The sequence below is a fragment of the Streptacidiphilus sp. PAMC 29251 genome (genome assembly GCF_054208735.2).
Genome location: NZ_CM135725.2, coordinates 7,489,864 through 7,503,418 on the forward strand (window position 1 = coordinate 7,489,864; position 13,555 = coordinate 7,503,418).

Consider the following 13,555-nt stretch of genomic DNA (forward strand, 5'->3'; position numbering starts at 1 on the left):
ACCACCCCGCCCGCGCCGCGGCTCCGCGCTACGCTCACAGACGTGGCAGAGCAGAGGCGCGCAGGTGGGGCCGGGTTGCTGGAACGCGAGGCCGAACTCGGCGCCGCGCGAAGGGCCCTGGACAGCCTCGCCGCGGGCGGCTTCCCGGCCGAGCCCGGTGAGCGGCTGCTGGTCTACACCGGCGCGGCCGGTCTCGGCAAGACCAGCCTGCTGGCCGCCGTCCGCCGGGCCGCCACCGACCGCGGCCTGCTGGCCCTCGCCGCCCGCGGTGGCGAGCAGGAGCAACTGTCCGCCTTCCACCTGGTCCGGACGCTGCTGCGGCCGCTGCTGGCCCAGGTCGACGAGGAGCAGCAACGCGAGCTGCTCGGCGGCTGGAACGACATCGTCGGCCCGGCGCTCGGCCTGACCACCGGGGCCACCGACGGGGCCGCCCCGGACCCGCAGGGCGTCCGCGACGGCCTCGACTGGATCGTCACCAACCTCGCCTTCCAGCGCGGCCCGCTGGTCCTGGTCGTGGACGACGCGCACTGGGCCGACGCCGAGTCACTGAGCTGGCTGGCGTCCTTCGCGGGCCGGCTCGACGAGCTCCCGGTGCTGCTGGTCGTCGCCTACCGGCCCGACGAGCTGCCGCAGATCCCCGCCGCCTTCCGCACCATCGCGGACAGCAACGGCACCAAGTCGCTCGGGCTGACCGCGCTCACCCCGGACGCGGTCGCGGCGCTGATCCGCCAACTGTTCGGCGCCCCCGCCGTCCCGGTGGACGACGCCTTCTGCCGCGAGGTCTGGGCGGTCACCGGCGGCAACCCGTTCGAGACGGTCGAGCTGCTGGCCAAGGCCCAGGAGCGGGAGATCACCCCGGTCGAGGCGTCCTGCCCGCTGCTGCGCGGGCTCGCCGCCGCGACCCAGGGCAGCGGCCTGGTGGCCAGGCTGGAGCGGCTCGGCCACTCGTCGGTACGGCTGGCCTGGGCGGTCTCGGTGCTCGGCATCCACACCCCGCTGGAGCTGGCCGCCGCGGTCGCCTCGCTCTCGCCGTCCGAGGCCGCCGACGCCGCCGACCGGCTGCGCGAGGGACGGATCCTGACTGGGTATCAGATCCTGGAGTTCATCCACCCGCTGGTCGCCACCTCGGTCTACCGGGGCATCCCCGAGGAACTGCGCACCGGGATGCACGGCGAGGCCGGCTGGGCAGTCCTCGCCGCCGGCGGCAGCCCGACCCTGGCGGCCCGGCACTGGCTGGAGATCCCGCCCCGGAGCGACAGCTCGGTGGTCGAGCAACTGCGCTCCGCCGCGCGCCTGTTCATGCAGGCGGGCGCGCCCGAGACGGCGCAGCGCTGCCTGGCCAGGGCGCTCAGGGAACCCCCGTCCCCGGCGCAGCGGGCCGAGCTGCTGTTCGAGCTGGGCTGCTCGACCCTGCTCTACGACCCGGCCTCGACGGTCGGCCACCTGCGGGCGGCGCTGGAGCAGCCGGTGCTGTCGGAGCGGCTGCGCGAGGGCATCACGGTCCGGCTGGCGCAGTCGCTGGCGCACAGCAACAACCTGCTCGAAGCCGCCGCGACCACCGGGGGAGCGGCCGATGCGGCCGACTCCGAGCAGGCACGGCTGCGGCTGCTGGTGTGGAACTTCATGTGGTGCGCCTTCGACGCCGCCGAGCAGGGCTCCGGCGACCGCTCGCAGCGGCTGGCCGACCTGGCGCTGCTGCTGGAGCGCGAGGAGCAGCGGATCGGCATCGCCGAACGCTATGTGTTCGGGCTGCGCGCCTGGGACGCCGTGGTCCGCGGCGAACCGGTGGCCACCGCCGTGCACTACGCCGACCTGGCCCAGCAGCAGGACGGGCTCAGCTGGACCGACCAGGAGTGGGCCTTCGAGGTGCCGACCCTGGCCTCGCTGGTGTACATGTTCGCCGACCTGCCGGAGCAGGCCGAACGGTTCTTCGCCAAGGGCATCGCCGAGTACGAGGGCGCCGGCTGGCGCGGCGCCCACCTCGCCTTCGGCCACACCATCCTGGCCTACATCCGCTACCGCACCGGCAACCTCGCCGAGGCCGAGCGCAGCGCCCGCGAGGGCCTGGCCACCGCCAACCGCGTCGCCGAGGGCATCCCGGTGCACTGGTACGCGGTCGGCACGCTGATCGCGATCCTGCTGGCCCGGGGCGGGTTGGACGAGGCGCGCGAGCTGGCCGCGCGCTACCACTTCCAGGCCCCCTACTCGGCGGCGGTGGTCTTCCCCGACTCGCAGACCGTCCGCGGCGGACTGCTGCTCGACCTGGGCGACCTGGACGGCGCGGTGACCGAGCTGACCGGGGCCGGCGCCCGGCTGGACGGCCGGGAGATGGGCAACCCCGGCTGGTGCGGCTGGCAGCGGACCCTGGCCTCGGCCCATGCCTCGCTCGGCCACCTCGATCAGGCCCGAGCGCTCGCCGAGGACGCCCTCGCCCGCGCCGAACGCTTCGGCACCGCCTCGGCCATCGGCATGGAGCTGCGCTCCTGCGCCGCGCTCGCCGAGGGCGACCGCCGACTCGACCTGCTGGCCCGCTCACTGGCCCAGTTCGAACGCTGCAGCGCCCCCTACGAGCACACACGCGCGGCCGTCGACCTCGGCCTGGCCCTGCGCGCGGCGGGCCGTCCCAAGGAGGCTGTCGAACAGCTGCGCGGCGCCGTCGACCTGGCCGACTCCTGCGCCGCCGACCAGCTGGCCGCCCAGGCCCGCGCGGCCCTGACGGAGCTGCTCGCGGCCGGCCACGGGGGCTAGGTACTGCCCGGCGATTGACGCCCAGTAGGCGGAGCCTCCAGCAGCGCGGCCAGGGCGGCGGCCGGGTCCTGGTCGGCGGGGCCGGCCGGCCACCAGACTCCCTGCTCGCGGCGGTAGGGGTACCAGCGCCCGTCCCGGCCCAGCCGCAGCTGCGCGTCCCGTCCCACCGCGGTGAGCCGGTTCCGGGCGGCGCGCAGCGGCGGCGGCCGCTGCCCCTCCCAGGCGGCGGCCATGGCCGCCTTCGCCCGGGCGATCACCGCCGGATCCGGCGTCCACTCCGCGTCGAGTACGTCCAGCCCGGCCGCGCCGCCGTGCCGCCAGGCCCGGACGGCGCGGGCCAGCTCCGGCGGGGTCGTGCCGAGGGCCAGCAGGACCCGCTGGAACAGCTCGGTATCGGACGACCGGACCGCGGCCAATCGGATCGCGTCCTGACGGGCCGTCAGCGGCGCCGGCGGCAGCCGCTCGGCATGGTCCGCCGAGAGCGCGTCCGCGAGCAGCCGCACGGCGCGGACGGAGGCGTCGGCGGCCAACTGCTCCAACGCGCCGGGGTCGAGGCCGGGAGCCGGCTCGGCGCCGCCGCGCAGCACCGGCACCGGACCTGGCCGGTCCACCGGCTCGGGCGGTGCCGGCAGCGGCGGAAGTCCGGCCCGTCCGGCGAACACCGCACGGGCCGGGACACCCCGGGCGGCAGCGGCCGGGCCCTGGTCCGGATCCCGGCCGGTCCCAAGGCCCTCGGCGGCGGCGCGCGCGGTGTTGCGGCGCTGCAGCTCCTCCATCAACTCCCGCTCGCCCCGGCCGCGGACCAGCAGCAGCACAAAGGGATCCTCGTCCAGCAGCCGTCCGACCTGGTAGTACACCGCCGCGGCATGCTTGCAGGGGTACCCCCAGTCGGGGCAGGTGCAGCTGGGTTCCAGCTGCTGCCGGGACGGGAACAGCGGCACCCCGGCCCGCTCGGCGTCCTCGGCCAGCTCCGGCGGCATCTCCCGGTCCAGCAGCGCCGCGATCCGCCCCGCCTGGTCGGCGGCCAGGTCCAGCAGCCGGTCCCACTCCACCGCGCTGAACTGCGGCACGGTCACGGCGGTCTGGTACGGCGTCCGGCGGCTGCCCTGGACCCGGGCCTGGATCCGGCCCGGTGAGACGGTGATCTCCCCGACGTAGCCGCCGCGGGCGTAGCTCCGGCCGCGGGAGAGCCGACCGTCCGTGCCGTACCCGTCCTCCAGCGCCGCGACCCAGGCGTTGCCCCACCAGGACACCGCGAACGCGCCCCGGCTGCCGGGGCCGGAACGCGGCGGCAGCGGCGGAAAGGTCCGGCGCAGGCCGTTCGCCGCAGTCGCCTTTCCGGCGGCGGCCCGGCCGGCTGTGCTCCTGGCGGCTGTGCTCCTGCCGACGGCGGCCATCAGGCACCTCGCTGCAGGGTCACAAGCTCGGCCAGCTCCGCGTTGCTCAGCTCGGTGAACGAGGCCTCACCGCCGGTCAGCACCGCGTCCGCGAGATCCCGCTTGCGCCGCAGCATCTCGGCGATGCGGTCCTCCACCGTGCCCTCGGTGATCAGCTTGTGCACCTGCACCGGACGGGTCTGCCCGATCCGGTAGGCACGGTCGGTGGCCTGGTCCTCCACCGCCGGGTTCCACCAGCGGTCGAAATGGATCACATGCTCGGCCCGGGTCAGATTGAGCCCGGTGCCCGCGGCCTTCAGCGACAGCAGGAACACCGGGGTCCCGCCGTCCTGGAAGGCCGCGACCATCTCCTCGCGCCGCTTCACCGGCGTTCCGCCGTGCAGAAACAGGCTGCCGACGCCGCGCTCCGCCAGATGACGCTCGATCAGCCGGGCCATCGCCACGTACTGGGTGAAGACCAGCACCGACGCGCCCTCGGCGAGGATGGTGTCCAGCAGCTCGTCCAGCAGTTCCAGTTTTCCGGAACGGCCGTCCAGCCGGGTGCCCGCGCTCTCCTTGAGGTACTGCGCCGGGTGGTTGCAGATCTGCTTGAGACCGGTCAGGAGTTTGACGATCAGTCCGCGCCGGGCGATCCCGTCCGCCGCCTCGATGGCGGTCATGGTCTCGCGGACCACCGCCTCGTAGAGCGCGACCTGCTCCTTGGTGAGCGAGACGGTGTTGTCGGTCTCGGTCTTCGGCGGCAGCTCGGGCGCGATGCCCGGATCGCTCTTGCGGCGGCGCAGCAGAAAGGGCCTGATCAGGGCGGACAGGCGCTCGGCCGTGGCCAGGTCCGCGTCGCCCTCCACCGGTCGGGCATAGCGGTCGCGGAACGCCGGGAGGGTGCCGAGAAGGCCGGGGGTGGTCCAGTCCAGCAGCGCCCACAGCTCGGAGAGATTGTTCTCGACCGGAGTGCCGGACAGCGCCACCCGGCTCCCCGAGGGAATGGTGCGCAGCGCCTTCGCGGTCGCCGAGAACGGGTTCTTGACGTGCTGCGCCTCGTCCGCGACCAGCAGACCCCAGGCCGTGGACCCGGCCAGGCGCTTGGCGTCGCGGCGCATGGTGCCGTAAGTGGTCAGCACGAAGGCGTCGGGCTCCAACCCGGACAGGTCCCGCGCGGCGCCGTGGTAGCGGTGCACCGGAGTGCCCGGGGCGAAGCGCTCGATCTCACGCTGCCAGTTGCCGAGCAGCGACGCGGGACAGACGACCAGGGTCGGCCCGGCCGGGTCCTGCTGGCCCTGCTTCTGGTGGATCTGCTTCTGGTGGTGGTGCAGATGCAGCGCGATCACCGTGATCGTCTTGCCGAGGCCCATGTCGTCGGCCAGGCAGACCCCGAGGCCGAGCCCGGTCATCCGGTCCAGCCAGGACAACCCGCGCAGCTGATAGTCGCGCAGGGTCGCGGCCAGTGCCTCGGGCTGGCGCACCGGCTCCTGGCCGGCCCCGCCCTCCGGGTCGGCCAGCCGTTCGCGCAGAGCCGCCAGCCAGCCGGTGGGCGCGACCGGGACCAGCTCGCCGTCGATCTCGGCGCTGCCGGTGAGCGCGGCGGCCAGCGCCGCCAACGGCTGGACGGCCGGACCGGCCCGGTTCCGGGCGCGGCGGATCAACGCCGGATCCACCAGCACCCACTGGTCCCGCAGCCGGATGACCGGTCGCTGCGCCTCGGCCAGCCGCTCCAACTCCGCCTCGGTCAGCTCCCGGTCACCGACGCTCAGCTGCCAGCGGAAGTTCAGCAGCGCGGCTGCCGACAGCAGACTCGGGGCCGCCGATCCCACCCGCTCGGCGGGTTCGACGACGGCGGTGGCCGTCAGCTCGCGGGCCAGCTCCTTGGGCCAGTGCACGGCCACGCCCACGGCGGCCAACTGCTCGGCGGCATCGGTGAGCAGCGCCTCGACCTCGTCGTCGGCGAGCTGCAGCTGATCGGGGACAGGGCCGGCCAGCAACCGGGTCAGGGCCGGCCACACCCGCGCGGCCCGGCGCAGGGTGAGCAGGGTGTCGATCCTGGTCCGCGCCCCGAACTCGGCCGGAGCACTGCCCGACCACAGCGCGCCCGCGTCGGCGAACAGGGTCGGGTCCGCCAGGCTGTGCACCTGGACGACGGCCCGGAACGGGCTCTCCGTCCAGCTGTCGTCGTCCCATTCCTCCGCTTCCGCTTCTTGGGCCTCCTCCGACGGGAACTCCAGTCCCGGGAGTTCGACCCGCAGCGACACCCGGACGCCGGCGTCCACGCCGGTGGCGAGCTCGGTGGCCCAACCTCGCTGCTCCGGCAGCTGCTGCGGCTCGACGGCGGCGAAGGCCCGCTGCCCGGTGGCGGCCACCGCACCGGGAGAGCGCGGCAGGCAGTCGGCGACGGCGTCAAGAAAGGCGCGGACCAGCACGTCCGCGTCCGGCAGGTGCAGCGGGGTCAGCTCGGCCAGCGGGACGGCCCGCGCCTCCGGCGGCATCGCCGCGGCCAGCTCGCGCAGCCGGGTGACGTCGCCCACGTCCAACGGCCCGACCCGCCAGGCGTCGTGGTCGGCCGGGCTCAGCCCCGGTAGCAGCCTGCCCCGGGCGACCAGCTGCAGCCCGAACAGCGCGACCCCGCCCCAGAAGGCGACCGAGTCGTCTGCGACATCGCCCCCGTTTCCGCTGCCGTAGCTGCTGCCGCTCCGGATCTGCGCGCGGGCCCGGGTGAGCAGCGGCAGCGCCTCGGCGATGGTGAGCAGCTCGGCCGGGACGGTACGCCGTCGCGCTCCGGAACCATGGGCCCTGGCCACGGTCAGCTGCTCGGCGGTGCCCACCCCCAGGCCCGGCTCGGCGCCGTCCGTGCGCCAGAACGCCACCCGGCTTTCCCGGGGCGGATCCGCCGGGAGAAAGACGGCGGCGGATTCAGCCGCCCTGGCGACGGTCGTCCCGGTGAGCGGTGGGGTCGGCTGATTCTCTGCGGTGCGATAGACCGTGGCCACCTTGCGCCTGCTCTGCTTCCTGCTTCTGGGTGCGTCCGCCGTCGAAGAATTCAGCCTAGTGGTACTGGCAGGGGCGGCGTGGCACGCTGGGGCCCATGAACGAGACGAGGCGGGGCCAGCAGTACAGCGTTCCCACCGGTAGGCCGTTCCTGCTCGGTGAGCTGCGCACCAAACTGGCGGCCATCGAAGGCTCGGTCCGTGCCCTCTATGCGGATGCCCACCCCGCCGAGCTGGAGACGGTGGCCGACGAGACCTATCTCCTCTTCACCATCGCCCGCAATCTCGCACCCGCGAAGACCTACACCGGCTGCGACCGCCACCCCAACGGTGCGATCGACCCCGAGCCGCCCCAGGGCTGGACCCGCTGCCTGCTCTGCAACGAGGCCCGGCGGCGCGGCACCGCCGCGAGCGGCGTTCCCGGGCCGGCGCGGACCAGCAGCCTCGGCTACCCGGTCCCGGAGGGCCCTTACACCTTCGAGCTGCTCAAGCAGCTTCTCCGCAGGACGACCGAAGTGGCCTACGGCCTCTCCCTGCGGTCCGCCGACGCCGAGTTCATGGAGTTGGCCGACACGGTCCACCAGTCCTTCATCGTGGCCCGCGAACTCTCCCGCCCCCGCAACACCTCGGGCTGCGACATCCACCCGGGCGCACCCACCGACCCGACCGCGGACAACGCCTGCCTGTTCTGCACCGCAGACCGGCGCCGGCGCCTCAACCAGCGGGACGGCGTCCCGGTCATGATCGACCGCGTTCCGCGCCGGGGCGGTGCCCCAAGGCGCAAGCTGCCGTAGTGACCTTGGTTTGCGACGGCATCACGGGTGCCGTAGTGTTCTCCGAGTTGCCCTGCGGACACGCGGGATGCGACAAATCCCCTGATCAGACAGCGTGGCTCTGTTTTGCTATGCCGTTTATCAGGAAAGCGGCGGAATTGGCTTGCATCGAGAAATTCCGCTAGAGTTTCACTCGTCGGAACGGGCCGGAAACGGTCTGCTAAGATAAAAACGAAGTACGAACGAAGCGCCCGGAGAGACCGGTGAGACGGTCTTGAAGGAAGTGTCCGTTCCTTGAGAACTCAACAGCGTGCCAAAAGTCAACGCCAAGTTTCATTTGGCAAGATAATGCAGTAAACACTAGCGAGGACGCAGTGCACGGGGTCGGCTATTCCGCTGATCGTCGTGCCGCTCTTTCGCGGGTGCTATCAGGATTACCTGATGACATTCACGGAGAGTTTGATCCTGGCTCAGGACGAACGCTGGCGGCGTGCTTAACACATGCAAGTCGAACGGTGAGGCCCTTCGGGGTGGATCAGTGGCGAACGGGTGAGTAACACGTGGGCAATCTGCCCTGCATTCTGGGACAAGCCTTGGAAACGAGGTCTAATACCGGATACGACGCATCTCCGCATGGGGTGTGCGTGGAAAGCTCCGGCGATGCAGGATGAGCCCGCGGCCTATCAGCTTGTTGGTGGGGTAATGGCCTACCAAGGCGACGACGGGTAGCCGGCCTGAGAGGGCGACCGGCCACACTGGGACTGAGACACGGCCCAGACTCCTACGGGAGGCAGCAGTGGGGAATATTGCACAATGGGCGAAAGCCTGATGCAGCGACGCCGCGTGAGGGATGACGGCCTTCGGGTTGTAAACCTCTTTCAGCAGGGAAGAAGCGCAAGTGACGGTACCTGCAGAAGAAGCACCGGCTAACTACGTGCCAGCAGCCGCGGTAATACGTAGGGTGCGAGCGTTGTCCGGATTTATTGGGCGTAAAGAGCTCGTAGGCGGCTTGTCGCGTCGGATGTGAAAGCCCGGGGCTTAACTCCGGGTCTGCATTCGATACGGGCAGGCTAGAGTGTGGTAGGGGAGATCGGAATTCCTGGTGTAGCGGTGAAATGCGCAGATATCAGGAGGAACACCGGTGGCGAAGGCGGATCTCTGGGCCATTACTGACGCTGAGGAGCGAAAGCGTGGGGAGCGAACAGGATTAGATACCCTGGTAGTCCACGCCGTAAACGTTGGGAACTAGGTGTGGGTCACATTCCACGTGGTCCGCGCCGCAGCTAACGCATTAAGTTCCCCGCCTGGGGAGTACGGCCGCAAGGCTAAAACTCAAAGGAATTGACGGGGGCCCGCACAAGCAGCGGAGCATGTGGCTTAATTCGACGCAACGCGAAGAACCTTACCAAGGCTTGACATATACCGGAAACGTGCAGAGATGTACGCCCCCTTGTGGTCGGTATACAGGTGGTGCATGGTTGTCGTCAGCTCGTGTCGTGAGATGTTGGGTTAAGTCCCGCAACGAGCGCAACCCTCGTTCTGTGTTGCCAGCATGCCTTTCGGGGTGATGGGGACTCACAGGAGACTGCCGGGGTCAACTCGGAGGAAGGTGGGGACGACGTCAAATCATCATGCCCCTTATGTCTTGGGCTGCACACGTGCTACAATGGCCGGTACAATGAGCTGCGATACCGCGAGGTGGAGCGAATCTCAAAAAGCCGGTCTCAGTTCGGATTGGGGTCTGCAACTCGACCCCATGAAGTCGGAGTTGCTAGTAATCGCAGATCAGCATTGCTGCGGTGAATACGTTCCCGGGCCTTGTACACACCGCCCGTCACGTCACGAAAGTCGGTAACACCCGAAGCCGGTGGCCTAACCCGTAAGGGAAGGAGCTGTCGAAGGTGGGACCAGCGATTGGGACGAAGTCGTAACAAGGTAGCCGTACCGGAAGGTGCGGCTGGATCACCTCCTTTCTAAGGAGCACAGTGCCACTGCGTCAGCATCTGTCTGACGGTGGCCAGCTCATGGGTGGAACGTTGACTATTCGGCACGATCGTTTGGGACGAGCAAGTACTGCACCTCGGTGCGTGGAACGTTGAGTCTTCGAGCGGTCGGGTCGGGCGCGCTGTTGGGTCCTGAGGGAACGGAAGTCCCCTCTGAACGCCGGCCCCATGCTTGTACTGGTGGGTGGTTGGTCGTTGCTTGAGAACTGCACAGTGGACGCGAGCATCTGTGGCCAAGTTTTTAAGGGCGCACGGTGGATGCCTTGGCACTAGGAACCGATGAAGGACGTGGGAGGCCACGATAGGCCCCGGGGAGCTGTCAACCGAGCTTTGATCCGGGGGTGTCCGAATGGGGAAACCCGGCAGTCGTCATGGGCTGTCACCCGCCGCTGAACACATAGGCGGTGTGGAGGGAACGCGGGGAAGTGAAACATCTCAGTACCCGCAGGAAGAGAAAACAACCGTGATTCCGAGAGTAGTGGCGAGCGAAATCGGATGAGGCTAAACCAGTCACGTGTGATACCCGGCAGGGGTTGCGTGGTTGGGGTCGTGGGACAGTTCTTGTTTGGTCTGCCGGCCGAGCGGAGAGTCAGAAACCGTATGGGTAGTCGAAGGACATGCGAAAGGTCCGGCGTAGAGGGTAAGACCCCCGTAGACGAAACCTGTACGGCTCTCTTGGATTGTTCCCAAGTAGCACGGAGCCCGAGAAATTCCGTGTGAATCTGGCGGGACCACCCGCTAAGCCTAAATATTCCCTAGTGACCGATAGCGGACAGTACCGTGAGGGAATGGTGAAAAGTACCGCGGGAGCGGAGTGAAATAGTACCTGAAACCGTGTGCCTACAAGCCGTGGGAGCGTCGTCAGGAGGGCTTGCCCTTACTGATCGTGACTGCGTGCCTTTTGAAGAATGAGCCTGCGAGTTTGCGGTGTGTTGCGAGGTTAACCCGTGTGGGGTAGCCGTAGCGAAAGCGAGTCCGAATAGGGCGACATAGTAGCGCGCCCAAGACCCGAAGCGGAGTGATCTAGCCATGGGCAGGTTGAAGCGCGGGTAAGACCGTGTGGAGGACCGAACCCACCAGGGTTGAAAACCTGGGGGATGACCTGTGGTTAGGGGTGAAAGGCCAATCAAACTCCGTGATAGCTGGTTCTCCCCGAAATGCATTTAGGTGCAGCGTCGCGTGTTTCTTGCCGGAGGTAGAGCACTGGATAGGCGATGGGCCCCACCGGGTTACTGACCTTAGCCAAACTCCGAATGCCGGTAAGTGAGAGCGCGGCAGTGAGACTGTGGGGGATAAGCTCCATGGTCGAGAGGGAAACAGCCCAGAACACCGGCTAAGGCCCCTAAGCGTGTGCTAAGTGGGAAAGGATGTGGAGTCGCAGAGACAACCAGGAGGTTGGCTTAGAAGCAGCCACCCTTTAAAGAGTGCGTAATAGCTCACTGGTCAAGTGATTCCGCGCCGACAATGTAGCGGGGCTCAAGTACACCGCCGAAGCCGTGTCATTGCAACGTGTAGCCCCAACGGGTGTTGTGATGGGTAGGGGAGCGTCGTGTGCCGGGTGAAGCGGCGGCGGAAGCCAGTCGTGGACGGTTCACGAGTGAGAATGCAGGCATGAGTAGCGATACAAGAGTGGGAAACTCTTGCGCCGATTGACCAAGGGTTCCTGGGTCAAGCTGATCTGCCCAGGGTAAGTCGGGACCTAAGGCGAGGCCGACAGGCGTAGTCGATGGACAACGGGTTGATATTCCCGTACCCGCTTTGAAGCGCCAACGTCGAACCTCTGAATGCTAAAGCCGCGAAGCCGCCCTGAAGTCTTCGGATGGATGGGAGTGGTGGAGCCGCTGACCCAACAGGGTAGTAGGTGAGCGATGGGGTGACGCAGGAAGGTAGTCCAGCCCGGGCGGTGGTTGTCCCGGGGTAAGGGTGTAGGACGTGTGATAGGCAAATCCGTCGCACATATAGTCTGAGACCTGATGCCGAGCCGATTGTGGTGAAGTGGATGATCCTATGCTGTCGAGAAAAGCCTCTAGCGAGTTTCATGGCGGCCCGTACCCCAAACCGACTCAGGTGGTCAGGTAGAGAATACCGAGGCGTTCGGGTGAACTATGGTTAAGGAACTCGGCAAAATGCCCCCGTAACTTCGGGAGAAGGGGGGCCGGAACTGGTGATGACACTTGCTGTCTGAGCTGGGGCCGGCCGCAGAGACCAGCGAGAAGCGACTGTTTACTAAAAACACAGGTCCGTGCGAAGCCGTAAGGCGATGTATACGGACTGACGCCTGCCCGGTGCTGGAACGTTAAGGGGACCGGTTAGCTCTGTTTCGACGGGGCGAGGCTGAGAACTTAAGCGCCAGTAAACGGCGGTGGTAACTATAACCATCCTAAGGTAGCGAAATTCCTTGTCGGGTAAGTTCCGACCTGCACGAATGGCGTAACGACTTCTCGACTGTCTCAACCATAGGCCCGGTGAAATTGCATTACGAGTAAAGATGCTCGTTTCGCGCAGCAGGACGGAAAGACCCCGGGACCTTTACTATAGCTTGATATTGGTGTTCGGTTCGGCTTGTGTAGGATAGGTGGGAGACTTTGAAGCCGTGACGCCAGTTACGGTGGAGTCGTCGTTGAAATACCACTCTGGTCGTGCTGGATGTCTAACCTGGGTCCGTGATCCGGATCAGGGACAGTGTCTGGTGGGTAGTTTAACTGGGGCGGTTGCCTCCTAAAATGTAACGGAGGCGCCCAAAGGTTCCCTCAGCCTGGTTGGCAATCAGGTGTTGAGTGTAAGTGCACAAGGGAGCTTGACTGTGAGACCGACGGGTCGAGCAGGTGCGAAAGCAGGGACTAGTGATCCGGCGGTGGCTTGTGGAAGCGCCGTCGCTCAACGGATAAAAGGTACCCCGGGGATAACAGGCTGATCTTCCCCAAGAGTCCATATCGACGGGATGGTTTGGCACCTCGATGTCGGCTCGTCGCATCCTGGGGCTGGAGTAGGTCCCAAGGGTTGGGCTGTTCGCCCATTAAAGCGGTACGCGAGCTGGGTTTAGAACGTCGTGAGACAGTTCGGTCCCTATCCGCTGCGCGCGCAGGAGTCTTGAGAAGGGCTGTCCCTAGTACGAGAGGACCGGGACGGACGAACCTCTGGTGTGCCAGTTGTCCTGCCAAGGGCATGGCTGGTTGGCTACGTTCGGAAAGGATAACCGCTGAAAGCATCTAAGCGGGAAGCCTGCTTCGAGATGAGGACTCCCACCACCATCGAGTGGGTAAGGCTCCCAGTAGACGACTGGGTTGATAGGCCGGATGTGGAAGCCCTGTAAGGGGTGGAGCTGACCGGTACTAATAGGCCGAGGGCTTGACCATAGTTGCTACGCGTCCACTGTGCAGTTCTGAAGTCACGACCCATTGCTCCGCAAGGGCAATCGAGTGTCAACTTCATAGTGTTTCGGTGGTCATAGCGTGAGGGAAACGCCCGGTAACATCCCGAACCCGGAAGCTAAGCCTCATAGCGCCGATGGTACTGCAGGGGGGACCCTGTGGGAGAGTAGGACGCCGCCGAACAACCATTACAGTAAAGCCCCCTGACCACCGGTCAGGGGGCTTTACTGCGTTCCGGAGTCGCCGGGTCGCGTCTTTTCGCTTAGCGTCTAAGTGACGAAACGTGAC

4 protein-coding genes and 3 rRNA genes are annotated in these 13,555 nt (G+C 67.4%); 5 read left to right on the forward strand and 2 right to left on the reverse strand.

Annotated features, from left to right (window positions below; all coding sequences use genetic code 11):
- The first annotated feature begins 42 nt into the window (after window positions 1-42).
- Window positions 43-2,748 (forward strand): ATP-binding protein, encoded by a 2,706-nt coding sequence (locus ACXKR8_RS35495; protein ID WP_458268651.1) that lies wholly within the window; start codon window positions 43-45, stop codon window positions 2,746-2,748.
- Here the strand turns inward: ACXKR8_RS35495 and ACXKR8_RS35500 are convergent.
- Together ACXKR8_RS35500 and ACXKR8_RS35505 are read right to left on the reverse strand one after the other, a co-directional pair.
- Window positions 2,745-4,145, reverse strand: a complete 1,401-nt coding sequence (locus ACXKR8_RS35500; protein ID WP_458268652.1) for an SWIM zinc finger family protein — start codon at window positions 4,143-4,145, stop codon at window positions 2,745-2,747. The two genes, ACXKR8_RS35495 and ACXKR8_RS35500, sit on opposite strands and share 4 nt — an antisense overlap.
- Window positions 4,145-7,123: a DEAD/DEAH box helicase gene (locus tag ACXKR8_RS35505; RefSeq protein ID WP_458268653.1), complete on the reverse strand. Its 2,979-nt coding sequence runs from the start codon at window positions 7,121-7,123 to the stop codon at window positions 4,145-4,147. Before ACXKR8_RS35505 ends, ACXKR8_RS35500 begins: the two co-directional genes overlap by 1 nt.
- 95 nt (window positions 7,124-7,218) lie before the next feature.
- Here ACXKR8_RS35505 and ACXKR8_RS35510 point away from each other — a divergent pair, with 95 nt between their 5' ends.
- From ACXKR8_RS35510 to rrf, 4 genes are all read left to right on the forward strand, one after another.
- The gene (locus ACXKR8_RS35510) at window positions 7,219-7,914 is read left to right on the forward strand and encodes a hypothetical protein (RefSeq protein ID WP_458268654.1); all 696 of its coding nucleotides are present in this window, start codon (window positions 7,219-7,221) and stop codon (window positions 7,912-7,914) included.
- 426 nt (window positions 7,915-8,340) lie between these two features.
- Window positions 8,341-9,866: ribosomal RNA gene (locus ACXKR8_RS35515) — 16S ribosomal RNA — on the forward strand.
- A 261-nt stretch (window positions 9,867-10,127) separates the two neighbouring features.
- Window positions 10,128-13,252, forward strand: a 23S ribosomal RNA gene (locus ACXKR8_RS35520).
- A gap of 81 nt (window positions 13,253-13,333) precedes the next feature.
- A 5S ribosomal RNA gene (gene rrf, locus ACXKR8_RS35525) occupies window positions 13,334-13,450 on the forward strand.
- Together the 16S, 23S and 5S rRNA genes form the textbook arrangement of a ribosomal RNA operon.
- Window positions 13,451-13,555: the final 105 nt, after the last annotated feature.